20 protein-coding genes and 1 riboswitch are annotated in these 22,798 nt (G+C 70.5%); of the genes, 16 read left to right on the top strand and 4 right to left on the bottom strand.

The window, feature by feature from the left end; genetic code table 11:
* Positions 1–6: 6 nt before the first annotated feature.
* The 6 genes from AB0P18_RS00850 (at position 7) to AB0P18_RS00825 (ending at position 6,861) form a co-directional block, all read left to right on the top strand.
* On the top strand, positions 7–840 hold the full coding sequence (locus AB0P18_RS00850) for an LssY C-terminal domain-containing protein (RefSeq protein WP_363358505.1): 834 nt from the start codon (positions 7–9) through the stop codon (positions 838–840).
* Positions 837–1,367, top strand: a complete 531-nt coding sequence (locus AB0P18_RS00845) for a hypothetical protein (protein ID WP_363358504.1) — start codon at positions 837–839, stop codon at positions 1,365–1,367. The genes AB0P18_RS00850 and AB0P18_RS00845 overlap by 4 nt, the downstream gene beginning before the upstream one ends.
* Before the next feature lie 51 nt (positions 1,368–1,418).
* Complete coding sequence (locus AB0P18_RS00840; protein WP_363358503.1) at positions 1,419–2,345, top strand: DnaJ domain-containing protein; 927 nt, start codon at positions 1,419–1,421, stop codon at positions 2,343–2,345.
* A gap of 117 nt (positions 2,346–2,462) precedes the next feature.
* The gene (locus AB0P18_RS00835; protein WP_363358502.1) at positions 2,463–4,190 is read left to right on the top strand and encodes an ABC transporter ATP-binding protein; all 1,728 of its coding nucleotides are present in this window, start codon (positions 2,463–2,465) and stop codon (positions 4,188–4,190) included.
* Entirely contained in the window at positions 4,187–6,217 is a 2,031-nt protein-coding gene (locus AB0P18_RS00830; RefSeq protein WP_344055954.1) for an ABC transporter ATP-binding protein, read from the top strand. Before AB0P18_RS00835 ends, AB0P18_RS00830 begins: the two co-directional genes overlap by 4 nt.
* A 17-nt stretch (positions 6,218–6,234) precedes the next feature.
* Complete coding sequence (locus AB0P18_RS00825) at positions 6,235–6,861, top strand: hypothetical protein (protein ID WP_363358501.1); 627 nt, start codon at positions 6,235–6,237, stop codon at positions 6,859–6,861.
* Between the two features lie 18 nt (positions 6,862–6,879).
* Here the strand turns inward: AB0P18_RS00825 and AB0P18_RS00820 are convergent, their stop codons facing one another.
* Positions 6,880–8,322 carry a DUF2252 domain-containing protein gene (locus tag AB0P18_RS00820; RefSeq protein ID WP_363358500.1) on the bottom strand — a complete coding sequence of 481 codons (1,443 nt, stop codon included), beginning with the start codon at positions 8,320–8,322 and terminating at the stop codon, positions 6,880–6,882.
* Positions 8,323–8,510: 188 nt separating this feature from the next.
* Between AB0P18_RS00820 and AB0P18_RS00815 the strand changes: the two genes are divergently transcribed.
* Positions 8,511–9,185 carry a hypothetical protein gene (locus tag AB0P18_RS00815; RefSeq protein WP_363358499.1) on the top strand — a complete coding sequence of 225 codons (675 nt, stop codon included), beginning with the start codon at positions 8,511–8,513 and terminating at the stop codon, positions 9,183–9,185.
* On the opposite strand, the gene AB0P18_RS00810 is transcribed toward AB0P18_RS00815, so the two are convergent.
* Complete coding sequence (locus AB0P18_RS00810) at positions 9,178–10,599, bottom strand: D-alanyl-D-alanine carboxypeptidase (protein WP_363358498.1); 1,422 nt, start codon at positions 10,597–10,599, stop codon at positions 9,178–9,180. The two genes, AB0P18_RS00815 and AB0P18_RS00810, sit on opposite strands and share 8 nt — an antisense overlap.
* A 37-nt stretch (positions 10,600–10,636) precedes the next feature.
* Positions 10,637–10,745: riboswitch (TPP riboswitch) on the top strand.
* Between the two features lie 5 nt (positions 10,746–10,750).
* On the opposite strand from AB0P18_RS00810, the gene AB0P18_RS00805 reads away from it, so the two are divergent.
* From AB0P18_RS00805 to AB0P18_RS00795, 3 genes are read left to right on the top strand one after another with little or no spacing between them, the layout of a single operon-like run.
* Complete coding sequence (locus tag AB0P18_RS00805) at positions 10,751–11,374, top strand: ECF transporter S component (RefSeq protein ID WP_363359095.1); 624 nt, start codon at positions 10,751–10,753, stop codon at positions 11,372–11,374.
* 5 nt (positions 11,375–11,379) lie between these two features.
* Positions 11,380–12,834 (top strand): ATP-binding cassette domain-containing protein, encoded by a 1,455-nt coding sequence (locus tag AB0P18_RS00800; RefSeq protein WP_363358497.1) that lies wholly within the window; start codon positions 11,380–11,382, stop codon positions 12,832–12,834.
* Positions 12,834–13,595 carry an energy-coupling factor transporter transmembrane component T gene (locus AB0P18_RS00795; RefSeq protein ID WP_344055948.1) on the top strand — a complete coding sequence of 254 codons (762 nt, stop codon included), beginning with the start codon at positions 12,834–12,836 and terminating at the stop codon, positions 13,593–13,595. The genes AB0P18_RS00800 and AB0P18_RS00795 overlap by 1 nt, the downstream gene beginning before the upstream one ends.
* 12 nt (positions 13,596–13,607) lie before the next feature.
* On the opposite strand, the gene AB0P18_RS00790 is transcribed toward AB0P18_RS00795, so the two are convergent.
* Positions 13,608–14,333 (bottom strand): aminoglycoside 3'-phosphotransferase, encoded by a 726-nt coding sequence (locus tag AB0P18_RS00790; RefSeq protein ID WP_363358496.1) that lies wholly within the window; start codon positions 14,331–14,333, stop codon positions 13,608–13,610.
* Between the two features lie 176 nt (positions 14,334–14,509).
* Between AB0P18_RS00790 and AB0P18_RS00785 the strand changes: the two genes are divergently transcribed.
* The 4 genes from AB0P18_RS00785 to AB0P18_RS00770 all read left to right on the top strand — a co-directional run bounded on the left by AB0P18_RS00785 (position 14,510) and on the right by AB0P18_RS00770 (position 18,624).
* Positions 14,510–15,274 (top strand): SDR family NAD(P)-dependent oxidoreductase, encoded by a 765-nt coding sequence (locus tag AB0P18_RS00785; RefSeq protein ID WP_363358495.1) that lies wholly within the window; start codon positions 14,510–14,512, stop codon positions 15,272–15,274.
* A gap of 19 nt (positions 15,275–15,293) precedes the next feature.
* Positions 15,294–16,085 carry an enoyl-CoA hydratase-related protein gene (locus tag AB0P18_RS00780; RefSeq protein WP_363358494.1) on the top strand — a complete coding sequence of 264 codons (792 nt, stop codon included), beginning with the start codon at positions 15,294–15,296 and terminating at the stop codon, positions 16,083–16,085.
* Complete coding sequence (locus AB0P18_RS00775) at positions 16,082–16,912, top strand: NAD(P)-dependent oxidoreductase (RefSeq protein ID WP_363358493.1); 831 nt, start codon at positions 16,082–16,084, stop codon at positions 16,910–16,912. Before AB0P18_RS00780 ends, AB0P18_RS00775 begins: the two co-directional genes overlap by 4 nt.
* Positions 16,913–17,073: 161 nt before the next feature.
* Complete coding sequence (locus tag AB0P18_RS00770; RefSeq protein ID WP_363358492.1) at positions 17,074–18,624, top strand: DUF4407 domain-containing protein; 1,551 nt, start codon at positions 17,074–17,076, stop codon at positions 18,622–18,624.
* Between the two features lie 214 nt (positions 18,625–18,838).
* Here the strand turns inward: AB0P18_RS00770 and AB0P18_RS00765 are convergent, their stop codons facing one another.
* A complete protein-coding gene (locus AB0P18_RS00765; protein WP_344055943.1) occupies positions 18,839–19,477 on the bottom strand; it encodes a LysE family translocator in 639 nt (212 codons plus the stop codon).
* 51 nt (positions 19,478–19,528) lie between these two features.
* Here AB0P18_RS00765 and rlmN point away from each other — a divergent pair, with 51 nt between their 5' ends.
* Together rlmN and AB0P18_RS00755 are read left to right on the top strand one after the other, a co-directional pair.
* The gene (gene rlmN, locus AB0P18_RS00760) at positions 19,529–20,767 is read left to right on the top strand and encodes a 23S rRNA (adenine(2503)-C(2))-methyltransferase RlmN (protein WP_344055942.1); all 1,239 of its coding nucleotides are present in this window, start codon (positions 19,529–19,531) and stop codon (positions 20,765–20,767) included.
* Between the two features lie 32 nt (positions 20,768–20,799).
* Positions 20,800–22,758 carry an AarF/UbiB family protein gene (locus AB0P18_RS00755; protein WP_363358491.1) on the top strand — a complete coding sequence of 653 codons (1,959 nt, stop codon included), beginning with the start codon at positions 20,800–20,802 and terminating at the stop codon, positions 22,756–22,758.
* The last annotated feature ends 40 nt before the right edge of the window (positions 22,759–22,798 follow it).

Below are 22,798 nucleotides of genomic sequence, written 5' to 3'. Positions count from 1 at the left end.
ACGATCATGGGGAACCGAGCCCGCAGGCGCTACTCGATCGGAGTGGCCGTGGACTGGTTCTTCTTCGTCTTCGCCGGGCTCGCCGCGATCTGGCTCGCCTATCTGAGCTTCACCGAGACCTTCAAGGTGGGCTGGTGGGGTGTGCTGTTCGCGATCGCGTTCTGGGTGCTCCTTGCCTACCTCGTCCTGCCGCGCCTGCACCGGATCCTCACGACGATCTACGTACCCGAGTACTTCATCGGCCGGGCGCGCACGAGCGACGGACTTCTCGGTGACCCGGTGAACCTCGCGCTGCTGGGCGATGCCGACCAGATCCATCACGTGATGCGCGCCGCGGCGTGGACGCGAGCCGACCCCGTGACCCTCGCCTCGTCGTGGCGGATCGTGACCTCGACGCTCACCCGGCGCAGCTACGACGAAGCACCGGTCAGTCCCCTGTTCCTCTTCGGGCGGCAGCAGGACTTCGCCTACCAGCAGGAGGTCGACGGCAATCCCGCCCAGCGCCACCACGTGCGGTTCTGGAAGTGCCCGGACGGGTGGCTCCTCCCCGGCGGCACGCGCGTGGAATGGCTCGCGGCGGGGACGTTCGACACCGCGGTCGGGCTTTCGCTGTTCACGCTGCAGATCACCCACCGCATCGACGCCGACACCGATGTCGAGCGCGACCACATCGTCCGCACCGTCACCGGCGCGGACCCGCGGGTCGCGCTGACCGTCCTGAAGGACTTCTCCACGGGCTATCACGCCCGCAACGGCGGGGGAGACAGCATCCGCACGGACGGCGACCTGCCGATCATCGACGTCCGCGCCGTCGACAGTCCGCGGACGGTGACGACGTGACCGGCACCCCCGCGAAGCGCCCCGCCTATGAGCCCGCCGCCGACCTGCTCCAGCGGCAGCGGTACGACCCGGACATGGCTCGCCCCGGCACGATCGTGGCGGGCGCCGTGCTCGTGCTGCTGCGGGTCGTCGCGGGCCTGATCACCATCCTGATCGTCACGCTGGATGCGCCGCAGTGGTCGCAGGACATCGGACTGGCGGTCGACGACGCCGAGGTCGTCCCGGGCGCGACCGGCGCGGTGCTGGCGGTGCTGGCCTCGGTCGTCGGGATGTTCCTGCTCGCCGACCTGATCTTCGCGGTCTTCATCCTGCGCGGGCGCAATTGGGCGCGCGTGGCCGTCATGGTCTTCTCGACCCTGTCGATCACGTCCGTGTTCGCTCAGTGGTGGAGCGAGGACCAGGAGATCACGATCAACACGAGTCTGCTGTCGGTCGGCCTGGACATCCTGATCCTCCTCGCGCTGTCCAGCCGCAGTGCGGCCGCGTACGCCCGCCGGAATGAGCGACCGCCCAGCGCCAGCGATTAGCCTGGATCGCGCCGTGCCCGCCCGCGCGCGGCGCCTGCGAGGGGAGCCGGAGTGTTCGACAGCCCGCTGTCCGCGTCCGCGTACGACGTGCTCGGCGTCGACCCGGCGGCCGACGAGGAGACGCTCCGCAAGGCGTACCGACTGCGGCTGCGCCAGACGCACCCCGACACCGGCGGCGACGCGGCGGTCTTCATCCAGGTCCAGCGGGCGTGGGAGCTCGTCGGAACCGCCGAAGCCCGCACCGCATACGACCGCGGTCACGGTTTCGGTGACGCACCCGCCGCCGAGTGGTCCGGCTGGCGCGCGACGCCGCGGCCGGCCGACACGCGGCCGCGCGCGAAGTCGTTCGGCCAGCCGGGCGGATGGCGCCGCGAGCGCTACCTCGACCTCATCCGCGAGTGGGTCGGCCGCGGTGTCGCCGTGGAGGATCCGTATGACCCGGCCCTCGTGCGCCGTGCGCCGCGGGAGCTGAGACGGATGCTGGCGGATGCGCTCGCCGAAGAGGCCACGGCGCGCCTGGTCGCCGACCTCGGCATCGGCTACACGGTGTGGCACGACGTGGCGGCCCCCGTCCGCGGCGGGACCGGCGACGACAAGCTCGATCACATCGTGCTCAGCCCGTCCGGCCTGTACGCCGTGCTGTCGGAGGACTTCGGCGGCCCGGTGACCGTGCGGCGGGGCGAGCTGACCGGCGACGCCGTGCCCGGCACCCCCGTCGCCGACCTGCTCGCGCGGGTGCGGTCGATCTCGCGTTCGGCGGGGGTCCGCTTCGGCGGCGTGATCGTCGTCCTCCCCGATGAGGACCTGCTGCAGCCCGTCACCGACCTGGGCCGGGCGCGCGGCATCCCGGTCGTCCTCGTCGCGCGCGGGGCGCTGTCGAACCTGCTGCGGCAGGGTGTGCCGGGTGCCCGCTCGATCGGCGGGAACGAGATCTTCGACGTCCGCACCCGCCTGCAGCAGGCCGTCCGTTTCGTGTGAGAGCGGTTCCGCCCTGAGCGGACAAATCCGGACGGCGGGTGAGCGTGTCCGGAGTTGGTGGCAGTGTGGAGCGGTGGCGCCGCCGCGCCGCGTCGGTCGACCCTTCTCGGAGATCCCGTGCTCGGCAAACTCCTCTTCAGATATCTCAAGACCTATCGCTGGCTCCTGCTCGGCGTCCTCGTCTTCCAGTTCATCGCCGCGATGGCCTCGCTCTACCTGCCGAGGCTCAACGCCGACATCATCGACCAGGGCGTCGCCACGGGCGACACCGCCTACATCTGGTCGACGGGAATGCTCATGCTGGTGATCTCGCTCGGCCAGATCACGGCATCCATCATCGCGACCTACTTCGCCGCGCGCGCGGCGATGGCGGCGGGCCGCGACATCCGCTTCGACGTGTATCAGAAGGTGAGCGCCTTCTCCGAGCGCGAGGTCTCCGCGTTCGGTCCCGGCTCGCTCATCACCCGCAACACGAACGACGTGCAGCAGGTGCAGATGCTGGCGATGGTCGGGTCGACGATGCTCGTGACCGCACCGCTCCTGGCGATCGGCGGCATCTTCATGGCCGTGCAGCAGGACATCGGCCTCAGCTGGCTCATCGCCGTGTCGGTGCCGTTGCTGCTGGTCTTCGTGCTGTTCATGATCAGCCGGATGGTTCCGCTGTTCCGCTCGTTCCAGAAGAAGCTCGACGCGGTGAACCGTGTGATGCGCGAGCAGCTGACCGGCGTGCGCGTCGTCCGGGCGTTCGTCCGGGAGGACATCGAGGAGGAGCGCTTCGCGGTCGCCAACACCGACATCATGGTCGTCGGCCGCAAGGTCGGCTCCCTGTTCGTGCTGCTGTTCCCCGCGGCGATGCTCGTCCTCAACCTCACGGTCGTCGGCGTGATCTGGTTCGGCGGCATCCAGGTCGATCAGGGCACGATCCAGATCGGCACGCTGTTCGCGTTCATGCAGTACGTGGGTCAGATCCTCATGGGTGTGCTCATGGCGAGCTTCATGGTGATCATGATCCCTCGCGCGGCGGTCTCGGCCGAGCGCATCGGCGAGGTGCTCGCGAGCGAGTCCACCCTTGCGCGCGCCGAGAACCCGGTGCGCGACTTCGCCGCTCCGGGCTCCGTCGAATTCGACGACGCCGAGTTCACGTATCCCGGTGCGGAGTCCCCGGTGCTGCAGGGCATCTCGTTCGCCGCCCGGCCGGGTGAGACGGTCGCGATCGTCGGTTCCACCGGATCGGGCAAGACGACGCTGGTCTCCCTGATCCCGCGCCTGTTCGACGTCACCGGCGGCGCCGTGCGCGTCGGCGGCGTCGACGTGCGCGAAGCCGATCTCGACTACTTGTGGAAGGGCATCGGCCTCGTCCCGCAGCGGCCGTTCCTGTTCTCCGGGACGATCGCCTCGAACCTCCGCTTCGGCCGCGAGGAGGCCACCGACGAAGAGCTGTGGAAGGCGCTCGAGATCGCGCAGGGCAAGGACTTCGTGCAACAGATGGAGGGGCAGCTCGACGCGCGCATCGCGCAGGGCGGCACGAACGTCTCCGGCGGTCAGCGCCAGCGGCTCGCGATCGCGCGGGCGATCGTGCATCAGCCCGACGTCCTGATCTTCGACGACTCGTTCTCGGCACTCGACCTGTCCACCGACGCCCGATTGCGCCAGGCGCTGTGGCGGGAGCTGCCCGAGGTGACGAAGATCGTCGTCGCGCAGCGCGTGTCCACGATCACGGATGCCGACCGCATCGTCGTGCTCGAAGACGGTCGCATGGCCGGCGTCGGCACGCACGAGGAGCTCCTGGAGCAGAGCGAGACGTACCGCGAGATCGTCGAATCCCAGCTGGGGGTGGAGGCATGAGCGTGCCCGACACCCTGACCGAGGAGGAGCGGGCCGAACTCGAGCTCGCCGAGCAGGCCCGGCAGAGCTCCGGCGACTGGGACAGTGTCAAGCCCGGCAAGGCCGACAACTTCGGCAAGAGCTTCGCCCGCATGGTCGGGCTGCTCAAGCCCCACGCCGTCGCGTTCGTGTTCGTGTCGATCCTCGGCGCGATCGGCGTGTTCCTCGCCGTGATCGCCCCGAAGATCCTCGGCGAGGCGACGAACATCATCTTCGAGGGCGCCGCCTCGAACGCGCTCGCCGCGCAGTTCCCGGCCGGAACGTCGCAAGAGACCGTGGTCCGTTCGCTGAACGCCGCGGGCCAGACCGATCTCGCGAACATGATCGGCGCGATGAGCGATTTCACCGTCGGCACCGGCGTCGATTTCGACGCCCTCCGCATGGTGATCGTCGCGGTGCTCGCGATCTACGTCGTGTCCTCGTTCCTGAGCTGGATTCAGGGCTACGTGATCAACATCATCATGGTCCGCACGATGTGGCGCCTGCGCGAATCCGTCGAGACGAAGATCAACCGTCTGCCGTTGTCCTACTTCGACAAGGTGCAGCGCGGCGAGCTCATCTCCCGCGTCACGAACGACATCGACAACATCACCCAGACGATGCAGCAGTCGCTCTCGAGCGTGGTCACCTCGGTGCTGACCGTGATCGGCGTCCTGATCATGATGTTCTCGATCTCGTGGCAGCTCGCGCTGGTCGCGCTGATCTCGCTGCCGCTCATGGCGGTGATCTTCGGCGTGATCGGACCCCGCTCGCAGAAGGCGTTCGGCACCCAGTGGCGCAAGGTCGGGCGACTCAACGCCCGCGTCGAGGAGTCGTTCTCGGGTCACGCGCTCGTGAAGGTCTTCGGTCGCGAGGCCGACTCGCGCGAGAAGTTCCAGGTCGAGAACGAGGAGCTCTACCAGGCCAGCTTCAAGGCGCAGTTCCTCTCCGGCATCATCATGCCGGGCATGATGTTCGTCGGGAACCTGACGTACGTCGGCATCGCCGTGCTCGGCGCGCTCATGGTCGCGAACGGCCAGCTCCGGCTGGGTGATGTGCAGGCGTTCATCCAGTACTCGCAGCAGTTCACCCAGCCGCTGTCGCAGCTGGGCGGCATGGCCGCGGTGATCCAGTCCGGCACGGCGTCCGCAGAGCGGGTGTTCGAGCTGCTGGATGCCGACGAGCAGGAGCCCGACGCGGTCGATGCCCCGAAGCCGGTCGACGGCGACGGCGTGATCGAGTTCGAGAACGTCCGGTTCTCCTACTCTCCCGATCACCCGCTCATCACCGACCTGTCCTTCCGGGTGGAGCCGGGCCAGACCGTCGCGATCGTGGGACCGACCGGTGCGGGCAAGACGACGCTCGTGAACCTGATCATGCGCTTCTACGAACTCGACGGGGGGCGGATCCTGCTCGACGGGCAGGACATCGCCGAACTCACCCGCAACGACGTGCGCTCGCGAACCGGCATGGTGCTGCAGGATCCGTGGCTGTTCGCCGGGACGATCCGCGAGAACATCCGGTACGGGCGCGAGACCGCGACCGACGAGGAGGTGATGGCGGCCGCCGTCGCCACGCGCGTCGACCGCTTCGTGCACTCGCTTCCGGACGGGTACGACACGGTCCTCGACGAAGAGGCGTCGAACGTCTCGGCGGGCGAGAAGCAGCTCATCACGATCGCCCGGGCGTTCGTGGCGCAGCCGTCGGTGCTGATCCTCGATGAGGCGACATCCTCCGTCGACACCCGCACCGAGCTGCTGCTGCAGCACGCGATGGCGGCGCTGCGCGAAGGACGCACCTCGTTCGTGATCGCGCATCGCCTGTCCACGATCCGGGATGCCGACCTCATCCTCGTGATGGAGCACGGCGACATCGTCGAGAAGGGCACGCACGACGAGCTGATCGCCGCGCAGGGTGCGTACTGGCGCCTGTATCAGTCGCAGTTCGAGCAGGCAGCGTCCGACATGGGACCGGCCGTGGCCGAGGCCGCCGAGGTGCCGGCGCCCTAGGCTCTACGCTGGCCTGCATGGAGGATCAGGCCTCGCCACGCCCGTCCCACAGCTCGACGCACGAGCTGATCGCGGTGATCCTGCTCTCCCTGGTCGCGGTGCTCACGGCGTGGTGCGGCTTCCAGTCCACGAAATGGGGCGGGGACTCGTCGGTGGCGTTCTCCGAGGCGTCCGCGGCGCGCATCGAGGCCTCCGATCTGGAGGGTCAGGCGCGGGACGCCCGCATGATCGACATCAACCTCTACACGCAGTGGGTGCTCGCCGGCGCGGACGACGACCCCGCCCTCGCGGACTACATCCAGGAGCGCTTCTCGCCGGAGCTCGCGGTCGCCTTCCAGGCCTGGCAGGCCGACGGGATGCAGGAGCGCGGCCCCTTCGCGATGGACGAGTACGTGGCGCCCGGCAGCACAGAGGCGGCCGCGAAGACGAAGAAGGCCGACGAGCTCCAGGCCTCCGCGCTCGAGCTCAACGACAAGGGCGACAGCTACTCGCTCATGACGGTGCTGTTCGCCCTTGTGCTGTTCCTCGCCGCGATCGCCCAGCGGGGCATCTCGCTCCTCGCGTCACGCATCGTGCTGGGTCTCGCCGGCGCGATCGCGCTCGGCGGACTCATCGTGCTGTTCACCTTCCCGGTGCGCTTCTGACCGCCGGGCCGGGACGGCTCAGAGGCCGGGCTCGGCAGCGAGGCGGCCCGAGTCGATCGCAGCGATGAAGGCGGCGTAGTCCGCCTCGTTCTGGTCGGCGTAAGCGGTCGCGAACGACACCATGGCCTCATCGAACGTCGTCGCCGCGCCGAGGTACGCGGCGATCTCGACCCGGTCGCCGGCGCGGGCGTGCGCGCGGGCGAGTGTCTCGCCGCACAGGCGCGCATACAGCTCGAGTCCGCGTGGCACGGACTTCTCGGGGTCGAAGGAGCCCTTCCAGTCGCGCAGCTGCCGGATGTAGAAGTCCCGCTCGATCCCGCCCTCGCCGCGGACGCGCTGCCAGCCGAGGAAGATGTCGCTTGAACCCTGCATGAGCCTCTGCCCGCGCACGACCCGCTCGCCCTGGTTCTCGTACGCGCACGGTGCCAGGAAGCGCTCGAGCACGGACGCCTGCGCCTCTTTCGCCTGCAGGAACAGCGGATCCTCGTCGTCGCGTCCTTTCAGCAGCACGATCCACGCGCGAGTGCCGACGCTGCCGACCCCGACGACCTTGCGGGCCATGTGCACGTACGAGAACTCGGCGAGCGGGTGCTGCCCCCTCGGCAGCGTCTGCCGATAGGCGTCCAGGATCTCCCGCATGCCGGCCTCGGTGGCCTCGATGTTGCTGTCGGCGTCGTACAGGTCCTCGACCGGCACGATGAGCGGCGGGTCGGCGATGATCCGCATCCGACCGTCCTGCACCGACACCAGCTTCGAGAACGCCTGCATGCTGTCCCGCGTGCGCGCCTTCGCGACCACCGCATCGAATGTCTTCAACTGCCGCTTCTGCGCCGGCTGCTCCTCGGCGTGGTCGCGCAGCCACTCCTGCACGCTGTCCACGTCGAGGTGGTCGTACCAGGCGTCGAGGACCTTGGATGCCGCCGAGATCGCCATCCGCTCGCGATAGCCGCGTGCAGCGGCGGCGACCGCGGTGCGGCGCTCGTCCTCCGTGAAGCCGCGATCGCGTCCCGCGATCTCGATGCTCGTCACGAGCCGCTTCACATCCCACTCGAACGGCCCCGGATGCGTCTCGTCGAAGTCGTTGATGTCGAACACCAGCCGCCGCTCGGCGCTGGCGAACAGACCGAAGTTCGACAGGTGCGCGTCTCCGCACAGCTGGGCCTGGAGCCCGCTGCGCGGGGTCCGCGCCAGGTCGGCTGCCATGAGCAGGGCGGCACCGCGGTAGAACGTGAAGGGCGACACCATCATGCGCCCGTGGCGGATCGGAACGAGGTCCTGTACGCGGGAGGTCGCCTGCTCCTCCAGCAGCGAGATCGGATCGGTCCGATCGGGCGGTGCCTCCCAGACGGCATGGCTGGAGCGCGGGGTGTGCACGCGCGCGGCCCGTCCATAGGCGCGGCGGCCCGCGAAATCTGTCGCCGCCGGTGGGGTGAGCGCGGTGGGGGACGAATCGTCGGCCATGGTGTCTCCTTCTCGTGCGTCGCCCCGTGCGAGTAGGGGGCGATCTCCGAGTGCTCGACAGTCTGCCCGCTCGGTCTCCGCGGGGGAACACCGCTGCCGTCGCCGAGGAGAAAGATCACCCGAAGAGGGTGCTCTCCGGGGCCGCGTCGCCCTCGTGCGCGGCCCCGCGGTGGTGCCAGACTTCCCGGATGAACGATCGTGCACGCCCGGCGCGGCGCCAGCTCACCTCGCCGCGGGCGGCCGCCCTCGCCGGGGTGATCTTCGCCCTGCTCTTCGCCACAGCCCTCGTGCTCCTGCGCACCTCGCTGCCCGAGACGCTTACCGCCCATGCTGACTGGTCCGACTCCGCGATCACGACCCGGTTGACGATCGGTCTCGCGCTCATGCCGTTCGCAGGCATCGCGTTCCTGTGGTTCATGGGCGTCGTCCGCGATCGGTTCAAGGACGCGGAGGATCAGCTGTTCTCGTCCGTCTTCGTCGGATCGGGTCTGCTGTTCCTGGCGATGGTGTTCGTCTCGTCGGCGATCGCGGGCGGCATCGTCGCCAGCGCGCCCCTCATCGCCGACGATCAGAGCCGGCTGGAGCTCACCACGTTCGGTCGCGCGGTCATGCTGCAGGTCAGCAACATCTACGCGCTGCGGATGGCGGGTGTCTTCCTCATCTCACTCGGGACGATGTGGCTGCGCACGGGCGTCATGCCGCGCTGGCTCGCCGTCATCACCTACGCCGTGGCGATCGTCCTGCTGTTCGTGACGTCGCTGAGCCTCTGGGTGACGCTGATCTTCCCGGCCTGGGTGCTCGCGGTCAGCATCCTGATCCTCGTCCAGAACTTCCGGCGGCGGACGGGGCGCGTCCTCAGTTGAGGCCGAACAGGTCCAGCGGGTGCGTCAGGCGCCACCATGCGCTCGGCGGCTCGATGTCCTCGGCGAGCTCGAGCGCCGTCGTGGCCGATCCGAGCGGACCGGTCACCGTCAGGCTGCCGACATCAGCGCCCTTCTCCCGCGCGTCGCCGAGCGAGAACTCCGTTGTCACGGCACCGCTCGCGCCGTTCCAGAGGATCAGATCGGCGTCATCCGCCGCGACGATCGGGACGTCCTGGCCCCACAGCGTCGTCACCCGACCGGCGACGGTGTCCGCGGCGACCGAGGGCGTCGGCTGCAGCGCCGCTTCGAGTTCGCTGTACAGGGTGCGCGACGCCGCGAGCCGGGCGTCGTCGTCGGGCTGACCGAGCACGGCGGCGTAGGTGCGGACGACGGTGTCGCCGATCGTCAGATCCTTCGCCGACAGCAGGTTCCACGTGTCCAGGGACCCGGTCTTGATGCCGACGACACCCGGATCGGCGAGGAGTCCGTTCGTGTTGGTCACGACCCCCGCACCGGGCAGCTCGACCGAGGGCTTCGCGACGATCTCCGCGATCACCGGGTTCGCGAGCGCCCGCTTGGCCAGGGCGATGAGCGCTTCCGGACTCGCGGTGTTGCGGGCGTCGATCCCGGTCGGCTCGACGACCGTGATACCCGGCACCCCGTGAGCGGCGAGCCAGGCGTTCGCGGCGCTCGCGTAGACGGCATCCGTCGGCCAGAGGTTGCCCGCCAGGCGGTCGGCGTAGTTCCCCGCCGACCCCATGAGCATGCCCTCGAGCAGCTGGTACTGCGTGAGCGTGCCGCCGACCGGCACGTCCAGGGCGGACTCGTTGTTGCGCAGGTAGCTCCAGTATTCGTCGCTGTCGCGCGCGGTGAAGCGGAACTCCGGTCCCTGCTCGCCGAGCGCGAGCGGCATCTGATCGAGGACGACGAGCGCGGTGACGACCTTCGTGATGCTCGCCATGGGGACGGCATCCGGAGCGGAAGCGACGACCCCGTTCATGCCCTCGACCGCGACGGAGGCGCTGCCCGCGCCCGGCCAGGTGAGGGCGGCCGCGGGGGCGGGGATCGGATCGACCTGCGCGGGCTCGACAGTGGGAGCGACCGCGTGCAGCGGCCAGAGCAGCGTGACGGCGGCGTACCCGCCGAACAGCAGCGCGATGATGATCACCGGGACCAGGACACCGGCTCGCCACGGTGAACGGCGCGGCGCGTCGCTCAGCAGATCGGCGCCGACCGGGAGGAACGGCGTCTCGGCGGCGGCGAGCGTCGTCGCCGCGGGCGCCGTGCGCGTGAGGGCTTCCTCGTCGACCCACGTGAACGCGACCGGGCCGGAGCGAGCGACGGGCTGTTCGATCAGCACCTGTTGAGCACGCTGCGTGCGACGAGACGCGGGCGGGGCCTCGTCGACGGTCATCCGCCCAAAATACCGCCTCGCGGCTGGGCTATGATCATCGGGTCAACACGGGAGTCCGGTGTGCCGGGCTGAGAGGAAGCGAAAACGCTTCGACCGTCGAACCTGATCTGGGTCATGCCAGCGCAGGAAGGAGTCCATTGTGAGCACGTCCATGTCCACATCCCCCGTCACGACCACCCGGTCGCGGCCCGCCCGGTGGCGCGTCGTCGACATCGTCGTCGCCAGCGTGATCGGTGTCGCCTCAGGCCTGGTGTTCCTCGCCTGGAACGTCCTGTACCGCGGTCCGAGCGAGCTGCTCTCGCCTCTGCTCCCGGGCCTGCAGGGACTTCTGGACGGACCTTGGCTGTTCGCCGGTGTGCTCGGCGCGCTCATCATCCGTAAGCCGGGCGCCGCGGTCTACACCGAACTGCTCGCCGCGGCCGTGTCCGCGCTCACGCTCGTCGGCAACACGTGGGGCGCGGTCCTCACGCTCGAGGCGGGGCTCGTGCAGGGTCTCGGCGCGGAACTCGTGTTCCTCGCGTTCTTCTACCGGCGCTGGAACCTGCCGGTGGCGATCCTCGCCGGGGTGGGCGCCGCGCTCGCGGGTGGCATCAACAACCTGATCCTCTGGTACGCCGGGGCCGACGTCACGTTCGTCGTGGTCTACCTGATCAGCACGATGCTCTCGGGCGCGGTGATCGCGGGTGCGCTGTCCTGGCTCCTCGCCCGTGGCCTGGCCGCGACCGGCGCCCTCGACCGCTTCGCCTCCGGCCGCGACGCCCGCCGCCGCGTCTGAGCGCGGTGCCTGCCGCCGCACCGGGCCCGGCCGCCGTCACCGCGAGCGGATGGGGCTGGCGCCACGCGGGACGCTCCGCCTGGGCGCTGCGCGACGTCACCCTGCGCATCGAGCCGGGGGAGCGCGTGCTGCTCCTGGGCGCATCGGGATCGGGCAAGTCGACGTTCCTGAAAGGCCTGGCCGGCGTCCTCGGCGGCGATGAAGAGGGCGATCGGGCGGGCGAGCTGACGATCGACGGGATGCCGCCCGCGGCCTCCCGCGGGCGCGCCGGGCTCGTGCTGCAGGACCCCGACGCGCAGGTGATCCTCGCCCGGGTCGGCGACGACGTCGCGTTCGGCTGCGAGAACCTCGGCGTCCCGCGCGCGGAGATCTGGCCGCGCGTGCGCGATGCCCTCGACCGGGTCGGGCTGGACGTCGCCCTGGACCGTTCGACGAGCGCGCTCTCCGGCGGGCAGAAGCAGCGGCTCGCGCTGGCCGGGGTGATCGCGATGCGGCCCGGACTCGTTCTGCTGGACGAGCCGACCGCGAACCTCGACCCGGGGGGCGTCGCGGAGGTGCGCGCGGCGGTCGCCACACTGGTGGGCGCCGGGGAGACGACGCTCGTCGTGGTCGAGCATCGCGTCGAGGTCTGGCTCCCCCTCGTGGATCGGGTGATCGTGCTCGGCGAAGGTGGGGTGGTGGCGGACGGCTCGCCCGATGCGGTTCTCGGGGCCCGGGGGACGGAGCTCGCCGCGCACGGGGTCTGGGTGCCCGGCATCCCGCCCGCTCTGCCGTCGCCGCCGGCGCATGCTCCCGGCGAGACCCTCGTGCGGGCACGAGGCCTCGCCGTGGAGCGGGTCCGTGCTCAGCCGGTCGCCGCGGGCATCGAGCTGGACGTACGGGCCGGGTCGGCGCTCGCGATCACGGGGCCGAACGGCGCCGGCAAGTCGACACTCGGGCTGACCCTCGCGGGGCTCCTGCCCCCGGCATCCGGTGTCCTCGAGGCGACCCCTGCGCTGGCCGGAGGCGTCGGAGCGCAGCCGATCCGCTGGCGCTCGCGGGACCTCCTCACCCGGATCGGCACGGTATTCCAGGACCCGGAGCATCAGCTGCTCGCGCGCAGCGTCCGGGAGGAGCTCGCGGTCGGTCCCGCAGCCCTCGGGCTCCCCGCGGCGGAGACCGCCGCCCGCGTGGACGAGCTGCTGTCCCGGCTGCGGCTCGCGCATCTCGCCGACGCGAACCCGTTCTCGCTCTCCGGGGGCGAGAAGCGGCGACTGACCGTGGCGGCGATGCTCGCGACGAGACCCCGGATGCTGGTCCTGGACGAACCGACGTTCGGTCAGGACGCCCGCACGTGGGGCGAACTCGTCGCTCTCCTGGCAGAGCTGCGGGACGCCGGCTCTGCGGTCGTCGCGGTGACGCACGACCTCGATGTCGCCGCGGCCCTCCACGCCGAGCGGTTCGCGCTGGGGGTGTCCTGATGCGCGGCGTCGCGCGGATCAACCCCGTCGCCAAGCTCGGGGCGGCCGTGCTCATCACGGTCCCGCTCGTGCTGACGCTCGATGTCGTCTCGGCGGCGGTCGCGCTCGCGCTCGAGCTGCTGCTCATGCCGTTCGCCGGTCTCGGCTGGCGCGAGTTCTGGCGCCGCACCTGGCTCGTCTGGGTCCTCGCTCCGCTCACCGGCCTCACGATCGCGCTCTACGGCCGCACGTCCGGACAGGTGTACGTCGAGTGGCTCGCCGTGCGGGTGAGCGACGGGTCGCTCGAGCTCGCACTCGCCACGACGCTGCGCGTGCTGGCGATCGCCCTGCCGTCGGTCGTGCTGTTCGCCACGGTCGACCCGACGGATCTGGCCGACGGGCTCTCGCAGATCCTGAAGCTGCCGGCGCGGTTCGTGCTCGGCGGCCTCGCGGGGCTCCGCATGGTGGGGCTGTTCCTGGATGACTGGCGAGCGCTCGAGCTCGCGCGCCGGGCGCGCGGCGTCGCCGACCGCGGGCGGCTGCGCCGGTTCCTCGGGATGGCCTTCGCGCTGCTCGTGCTGTCGATCCGGCGGGGGTCGAAGCTCGCGACGGCGATGGAGGCGCGGGGCTTCGGTGCGCCGGGCGCACGGACGTGGGCGCGGCCGTCGACGTTCGGCGCCGCAGAGTGGGGCCTGATGGCCGTCGGCGCCGCGATCGCCGCCGCGGCCCTGTCCGCCGCTGTGGTCTCCGGCTCGTGGAACTTCATCCTCGGCCCGGGGTGAGAAGAGGATCGGTCAGGTCGCGTTCCAGAGCGCTTGGTAGTACGCCATGCGTTCACGGTCGGGCTCGAGGCCGTAGGCGATGACGAGCGCGTCCTGCCAGCCGGCACCGTAGTTCCACTCGGTGCTCATCGCCGCGACCGCGATGTCCGCCCATCGGTCGGCGACCCCGAGCGCGCCGAGATCCACGTGTCCGCTCCATCGCCCGTCGGCCCCGAGGAGCGTGTTCGGTGCGCACGCGTCGCCGTGGCAGACCACGAGCGCATCGATGGCCGGTGATGTCCGCAGCTCTTCGGACACGCGGATGCCGCGCTCTGCGGCGTTCGCCACCCGTCGGCGCACGCTCCAATCGAACGGGCACTCCCGGACCGGCAGGGCTTCGTGCAGCGCACGCAGCCCCTCACCGATCGCGCGCACCGCGCTGGCGGGATCCGCGAGCCAGCGCGGGTCGACCGCGGACCGACCGTGCAGCGCTGCGGTGACCATCCACTCCCGCTCGTCGTCGCCGCCCACCTCCTGCACGACGGGGACGGGAGTGAACTCCCGGGCCCAGGCCAGTCGCTCGGCCTCGGCCGCGAACGAGGTCTCGGCGTTGCGCGGGCCGAATTTGATGTACCGATCGTCATCCGTGCGGAACGTCGCCCCGCCGAGCTGGTTGACCCAGACGGGTTCGAGCGCTGCCCCGCGGGCGAGCCGCCGCACGATCGGATCGACGGTGATCGGCTCCGATGGCATGCTCACGCCCCTATCCTCTCCGGCCCGGGCTCCGCCCGCGCAGTCTCGCGGTGAAGCGGCCGGGGGAGCGGGCGTACCCTGGGCGACGGATGCCGCGACACCGGCGCCGGGCGCGGCCGGGTTCACGGTGGAACTGAGTCCCATCTAAGCTGGGATGCAGTCGCACGTTCGAAGGAGAGCACATGGACATCAGCGGAGCTTCCGCGCTCGTCACCGGCGGCGCCAGCGGCCTGGGACTCGCGACCGCCCGCCGGCTCGCCGCCGCGGGCGCCCACGTCACGATCATCGACCTGCCCTCCTCATCCGGAGCCGATGTCGCGGCCGAACTGGGCGGCACGTTCGCGCCCGCCGACGTCACGAGCCCCGAACAGGTCGCCGACGCGGTGCGCCAGGCGGCGGCATCCGGCCCCCTGCGGGTCGTCGTGAACTGCGCCGGGATCGCCCCGCCCGCCAAGGTGCTCGACCGCGACGGCAACCCCTCGCCTCTCGACGGGTTCGAGCGCATCGTGCGCGTCAACCTGATCGGCACGTACAACGTGACCTCGCAGGCCTCCGCCGTCATGGCCCGCACCGACCCCGATGCCGACAGCGGCGACCGCGGACTCGTCGTCAACACGGCGAGCGTCGCGGCGTTCGACGGGCAGATCGGCCAGCCGGCGTACTCGGCGAGCAAGGGCGGCGTGCACGCGATGACGCTGCCGATCGCGCGCGAGCTCGCCCGGTACGGCATCCGCGTCCTCACGATCGCCCCCGGGATCATGGAGACCCCGATGCTCGCCGGGCTCCCGCAGGCGGCGCAGGACTCCCTCGGCGAGCAGGTGCCCTACCCGGCGCGGCTCGGCCGTCCCGACGAATACGCGTCGCTCGTGATGGAAGCCGTGCGCAACGGCTACCTGAACGGCGAGACCATCCGACTCGACGGTGCGATCCGCATGGCGCCGCGCTGACCCCCACCCAGGAGACTTCATGAGCGACTCGATCCTCGTCACGCGCGAGGGCCCGCTGGCCCGCGTGACCTTCAACCGTCCGGCATCCCTCAACGCGATGGATTTCGAGATGGGCACCCTCTGGCGCGACATCGCGCACGAGGTGACCGGCGACGCATCGGTGGGCGCCGTGATCCTGGATGCCGCCGGCCCGGCATTCTGCGCGGGCGGCGATGTCGTCGCGATGGCCGGCGCACCCGCGGGCGGCGAGGACGTCACCGCGATGGCGCACGTGATCCACGAGGGGATCCGTGACTGGGTGCTCTCGGACAAGCCGATCGTCGCGGCCGTGCAGGGCGCGGTCGCGGGCGGTGGGCTCGGGCTCATGCTGAGCGCCGACTACATCGTCGCGTCGGAGTCGGCGAAGTTCGTGAGCAAGTACGCGAACATCGGGCTGACCCCCGACCTCGGCGTCTCGACACTGCTCCCGGCCGCGATCGGTCAGCGCCGTGCCCTCGCCCTCCTCCTGCAGGACCGGACGATCGACGCCGAGACCGCGCTCGACTGGGGCTTGGTCGCCGAGGTCGTCGCACCGGGCGAGCTCGCCGCGCGCGCCGAAGCGGTCGCGCGCTTCTGGCTCGACAACGCAACGGCGGCGTTCGGCCAGGCCAAGCGCCTGGTGCGCGTCGGCGCGCACCGCAGCTTCGAGGAGAACCTGGCCGACGAGGCCGCGAGCATCGGCGCCCGCTTCGACACCGAGGAGTCGAAGCTGCGCATCGCCGCCTTCGCCGCGGCATCCCGCAAGCAGTCCGCACCGAAGGAGAACGCATGAGCACCCTGGCCGGCAAGACCATCCTGATGTCCGGTGGCAGCCGCGGCATCGGCCTCGCGATCGCGCTGCGTGCCGCGGCCGACGGCGCCAACATCGCGCTGCTCGCCAAGACCGACTCGCCCCACCCGAAGCTCGATGGCACCGTGCACTCCGCGGCCGAGCAGATCCGCGCGGCGGGCGGCAATGCCCTCCCGATCGTGGGCGACGTCCGCAGCGACGACGACATCACCGCGGCGGTCATGAAGACCCAGGGCGAGTTCGGCGGCATCGACATCGTCGTGAACAACGCCTCGGTGATCGACCTGTCGCCCTCGCTGCAGCTGGCCGCGAAGAAGTACGACCTCATGCAGGACGTCAACGTCCGCGGCACGTTCATGCTGTCGCAGGCGGCGGTGCCGATCCTGAAGGATGCCGAGAACCCGCACATCCTGTCGCTCTCGCCGCCGCTGAACCTCGACCCGAAGTGGCTCGGCGCGCACACCGGCTACACCCTCGCCAAGTACGGCATGACGATGGTGACGCTCGGGTTCGCCGCGGAGTTCGCGAAGGACGGGATCGCCGCGAACACACTGTGGCCGCGCACGACGATCGCGACCGCAGCGGTGCAGAACCTGCTCGGTGGCGACCGGGTGATGGCCGCGAGCCGGACCCCCGAGATCTACGCCGACGCCGCCTACGAGGTGCTCACCCGCCCCGCCCGCTCGTACACGGGTCAGACCCTCATCGTCGAAGACGTGCTGACGGATGCCGGAGTGACCGACTTCTCGCGCTACGCCGCCGTCCCCGGCACCCCCGACGACCGTCTGTTCCCCGACATCTTCCTCTGACGCCGGCGGCGCTCTTCTCGCTTTTCGCTGAAACGACATCTGCGCGACGAGACCATGGGGTTTCCCCACAGTCTCGACGTGCAGATGTCGTCTCACGGGTGCGGGGGAGGCGCTGAGGCGGCGCTGGGCAGTTGTCCAGGCGTGTCGGCTTGACTGGAGGGATGTCTTTCTCCGTTCACCGGCCCGGCCGCATGGGCTCCGACGGCCGTATCGAGTTCGACGTCGCGGACCAGGACGAGCCCCAGTACCTCAGCGACGTGCTCACCGAGCGCGCCGACGAGTCGGTCGAGGCGCAACCGGATGCCGATCCCGAGCACGGCCCGGAGTCCGAGCCGGCCGCTGAGCCCGCGCCCGCCGCCGCTCCCGAGCACGGTCCGGAGTCCGAGCCGGCCGCTGAGCCCGCGCCCGCCGCCGCTGTCGAACCGGCGGCCGAGTCCGAACCCGAGCCTGAACCGGCAGCCGAGCCGGCGGTCGCCCCGACCCGGTCCGCGCGCTCGGGCCGCCGCATCCGTCGTCGCCTGCCTCTCGCGACGCAGCTCGCCGTGCACGGCGGCGCCGACGCGGATGTGCTCGAGGCGGTGCCGGAGGAGATCTCCCGCTTCGTGCAGATGTTCTTCGTGCTCGCCGGCACCGCGCTCGTCTCGGCGCTGTCGATGATGTTCGCCCTGATCACCGGTGTCCGCATCTCGATCTGGATCGCGGTGCCGCTCGCGCTCGTGTGGGCGCTCATCATCTTCAACCTCGACCGGTTCCTCACCTCGACGATGCGCTCGACGCGCAACATCTGGAAGCTCATCGTGCTCGCGATCCCGCGCATCTTCCTCGCCGCGCTGATCGGCATCGTCGTCGCGGAGCCGCTCGTGCTCCAGGCGTTCCAGAACGACATCGCGCGCGAGGTCAACTCGACGAACGTCGTCCAGGCGCAGGCGGATCAGGATGCCGTCACGAACGGCCCCGAGAAGCAGGCGCTCGACGAGGCATCGGCGCGGGTCGCGACACTGGAGAACCAGGCCGCGACCGGCATCGTCGAGGGGACGTCCTCGACGTCGGCCGAGACGGTGGCCGCGCAGCAGACGGTGGACCAGCTCACGCAACAGCTCGCCGACCAGCAGGCCGTGATCGATCAGGCGCGCGCTCTGTACCAGTGCGAGCTCACCGGCGAAGGCGTCGGCACGGTACCCGGCTGCACCGGCGTCGTCGGCGACGGCGCGAGCTCGGATGCCGCGCAGGCGCAGCTCGCCCAGGCCCAGTCCGGATACGACGCCCTCGCCGTGCAGCTCCAAGACGCGACCGCGGCGCTCACCGCCGCGAACGCCGCGGGGACGGATGCCGCAGCCTCGTCCGCCGAGCAGAACAAGCAGCTCGCCGAAGACCAGCTGCCGGCCGCCCGCGCGCAGTACGACGCTGCTCTGGCGGCGTACGACGCCCGAGCCGCGCAGGTCGCCGGCGGCAACGCCGAGGCGATGGGCCTGCTCTCGCAGATGAGCGCGATGGAGCGGCTCGCCGCCCGCGAGCCCGCCCTCGCCATGGCGCACTGGCTCATCGCGTTGCTGTTCTTCATGATCGAGCTGCTCCCGGTGCTGGTCAAGGTGCTGACCAGCTACGGCGATCCGTCGCTGTACGAGCGGGCCGACGCGATGAAGAAGCAGGTCGCGCTGGATCGGGTGACCGCCGCGACCTGGCGCGAGCGCGCGGCGATCGTCCGCACCTGACCCGTCGCGCCGCGTCACCTGGACGCGCCTTCAGCCCCGCCGCAGCGCCCAGAACAGGAGTTTCGGCGCAGGCAGGTGGTTCGACGCTCAGATCCTCCTGTGTCCGCCGAAACGCCTGTTCTCGGCGGGATGCTGACCGCCGCCGCGCCTGTTCTCGACGGGATGCTGACCGCCGCCGCGTCTGTTCTCGGCGAAGGAGCACCGACCCTGGAGCTCAGTGTTTGCTGCCGGAGAGCAGCAGGATCCCGCCGAGCCCGATCATGAGCCCGCCGCCGGTCGCCGAGAGCACCGAGATGCGTCGTGGCGACTTGCCGAACCAGGCGCGGGCGCCCGCGGCCGCGAGCGCCCAGACGCCGTCCGAGATGAGAGCGATCACGAAGAAGACGAGCCCGAGCTCGACCATCTGCAGCGGTACCGAGCCCGAATCCAGGTCGACGAACTGCGGCAGCACCGCGACGAAGAACGCGATCGTCTTCGGGTTCGTGATGCCGACGACGAACCCTTCGCCGAGCTGACGCCAGTGCGAGCGGGGGAGCGCGCCCGACAGCGCCGCCTCGGCCGCGCGTCCGCGATGGCGGATCGCCTGGATGCCGAGGAACATCAGGTACAGCGCGCCGGCCACCTTCACGATCGTGAACAGCACGACCGAGCGCGCCACGATCCCGCCGACCCCGAGTGCGACCAGGCCGATGATCGGCAGGAGCCCGAGCGCGTTCCCGAGCACGCTCAGAAGGCCCCCGATGCGGCCGAGGGCGAGTGCGCGACCGATCGTGAAGAGCACGCTCGGCCCCGGGATCACGATCAGCACGAGCGACGCGAGGACGAACGCGAGGAGATTGTCGACCGGGACCACACGGTCACCCTAGTCCGGCGCCCGCCCAGGCTCATCGCCTACCCTGAGAGCATGACGACCAGGCCCGAAGCGACGCCCGTGCGACAGGTGCGGCCTCGCACCGAGGGCTGGCAGCAGAAGAAGGATGCCGAGGGCAGGCCCCTCCTGCAGTTCGCGAGCCCGAAGCGGGGCAAGCCCCCCGTGCACCTGGCCGATCTCACCCCGGAGGAGCGGGTCGCGAAGGTCAAGGACCTGGGCCTGCCCGGATTCCGCGCGAAGCAGCTCGAGAAGCACTACTTCCAGCACTGGACGCACGACCCCGCCGCGATGACCGACCTGCCGGCATCCGGCCGCGAGGAGTTCGTCCACGGCATGCTGCCGCCGCTTCTCACCGAAGTGCGCAGGCTCGAGACCGATCGCGGCGACACGATCAAGTTCCTGTGGAAGCTGCACGACGGCGCGCTCGTCGAGTCGGTCCTGATGCGCTACCCGGGCCGGATCACGCTGTGCGTCTCCAGTCAGGCCGGATGCGGCATGAACTGCCCGTTCTGCGCGACCGGGCAGGCGGGGCTCACCCGCAACATGTCGGCGGCCGAGATCATCGAGCAGATCGTCCGCGCCAACCGCCTGATCGCCGACGGCGGGCTCGGTGGCAAGAAGCGCGATGACCACAGCGCCGAGCGCGTCAGCAACATCGTCTTCATGGGCATGGGGGAGCCGCTTGCGAACTACGCCCGCGTCATGCAGGCCGTGCGTGTCATGACAGACAAGGAGCACGGTCTCGGGATGAGCGCGCGCGGGATCACCGTCTCGACGGTGGGGCTGGTCCCGGCGATCACGAAGCTCGCGAACGAGGACATCCCGGTGACGTTCGCGCTGTCGCTGCACGCCCCCGACGACACGCTCCGCGACGAGCTGATCCCGGTGAACTCCCGCTGGAAGGTCGACGAGGCGCTGGATGCCGCACGGGCGTACTTCGACAAGACCGGGCGCCGGGTCTCGATCGAGTACGCCCTCATCAAAGACATGAACGATCACGCGTGGCGGGCCGACCTCCTCGCGGACAAGCTCAACGCGCGCGGTCGCGGCTGGGTGCACGTGAACCCGATCCCGCTCAACCCGACTCCCGGGTCGGTGTGGACGGCGTCCGAGGTCTCGGTGCAGAACGAGTTCGTCCGCCGGCTCAACGATGCCGGCATCCCGACGACCCTCCGCGACACCCGCGGCAAGGAGATCGACGGTGCGTGCGGCCAGCTCGTGGCGACGACCGAGGACGAAGCGGCCGCCGCGGCCACCCCGAACGAGGACTGACCGCGCGCCGGCGAGCCTGACAGAATCGGCTCATGCCCGCCTGGCTCGTCTTCGCGCTCGTCGCACTGGCCTTCTCGCTGGTCGCCGCGTGGATCGTACGGCGTCTTCTGGATGTCGAGGTCGGGTGGCTGCGCGCCTGGGTGACGGCGATCGTGGTGTTCGTCATCGCATCACCTGTCGCGGTGTGGTCGTTGACGCAGGCGCAGGTCTACGAGGACGGTCGCCTGGTCGCCGACGGTGCGATCGCGATCGCGTTCGTCGCGCTCACCGTCGGCTGGATGCTGGCCGCCGTCGTGATCGCAGTGCTGACGCTCGAGTTCCTCTGGCCCTCCCGTCGCTGGCGCAACCCGATCTCGGTGGTGCGCGACGCGATCCGCCGCCGGGACCGCGCACGGCGCTACGCGCAGATCCTCGCGATCGGCTCGCGGCATGGACTGACGTTCTACGAGAGCAGGCGACGCGGCGAGCAGGACGAGGAGCTGCCCGCGGCGCTCGTCTCGGCGATGAACGAGGCCGGGGTCACGTTCGTCAAGCTCGGTCAGGTGCTGTCCTCCCGCGAGGACGTGCTGCCGCCGGCGCTCATTGCGGCGTTCTCGACGCTGCAGATGGATTCGACGCCGATCCCCTGGGCCGAAGCCGAGGCCGCGATCCGCGCGCAGCTGGGATGCCCCATCGAGGAGGTCTTCGCCGAGATCGACCCGGTGCCTCTGGCCGCCGCATCCGTCGCCCAGGTCCACGCGGCCCGACTGCGGTCCGGCGAGGACGTCGTGGTGAAGATCCAGCGGCCGCGGGCCCGTGCGCAGGTGACCACCGACCTCGACATCCTCGAGCGCCTCGCCGCGCAGGCTGAGCGTCGCACGGACTGGGCCCGTGCATACGGCGCGCGGGCACTGGTGGCCGAGTTCTCGCGCGCGCTGCGCGAAGAGCTCGACTACAGGATCGAGGTCGCCAACACCGAGATGCTCCGCTCCGCGATCCCGAGATCGGAAGCGACGCGCCTGCATGTTCCGCGCGTGTACCCGCAGTACTCCACCGCGCAGATGATCGTGCAGGAGCGCGTGATCGGCACGCCGTTCGGTCGGCTCGCACCGGGTGCGGTTCCGGAGGAAGAGGCTCGACGGATCGCCGACGATCTGCTCGACGCGGTGTTCGAGCAGATCGCGGTGCGCGGCGTCTTCCACGCCGACCTGCATGCCGGCAACGTGATCCTGGGGGAGGACGGGGCTGTCACACTCATCGACTTCGGGGCCGTCGGGGTGCTCGAACGCAGCATGCGGCGGCTCCTGATCCCGATGCTGATCGGGATGGCCAACGAGGATGACGTGGCCGTCACCGACGTCGCGCTGCTCATGTGCGAGCCGCCCGGCGGCGAGTTCGACACGACGACGCTGCAGCGGGATATCGGCGTGATCCTGACCCGCGTGCACAACGCGCGTGCCGACGAGAACATCTTCCGTTCGTTCCTGGACGCTCTCCGGCGCAATCGCATGGCGCTGCCGCCGTCGCTTCTGCTCGTGTTCCGCACGCTCGCGTCGCTCGAGGGGACGCTGCGCCGGCTGGTGCCGGACTACGACATGGTCGGCCGCGCCCTCGAGGTCGCGCCGCGGGTGGCGCGCTCGCTCGTCTCGCCGCGCACGGCCCTGCTCAGCGCGCAGACCTGGTCGACGCTCATCGCCGAGCAGATGCGACGGATGCCGCGTCGTATCGAGAGCCTGACACGCTCGCTGGATGAGGGGACGCTCTCGGTGCGGCTGCGCGCGCTGGAGAGCCCCGATGACCGCTCGTACATCGACGGCATCATCGGCCGCCTCACGACCACCGTCATCGGCATCACCCTCGTGATCGCCGGCATCATGCTCGGCGTCGACGACGGTGGCCCGCTGCTGACCGGCGACGTGCCCGCCTTCTCCTTCCTCGGCAGCATCGTCGGCCTCGGCGGCCTGCTCCTGCTGCTGCGGAGTCTGCGCGGAGCGCTGCGCCGGCGCTCCTGAGTCCACCGCTGTCAACCGCCGCCCGGGACACTTCCCGCGC

The organism is Microbacterium sp. NPDC064584 (genome assembly GCF_040687315.1).
In the GTDB taxonomy this organism is placed as follows: domain Bacteria; phylum Actinomycetota; class Actinomycetes; order Actinomycetales; family Microbacteriaceae; genus Microbacterium; species Microbacterium lacus.
This window is presented reverse-complemented; position numbering and strand designations above follow the sequence as displayed.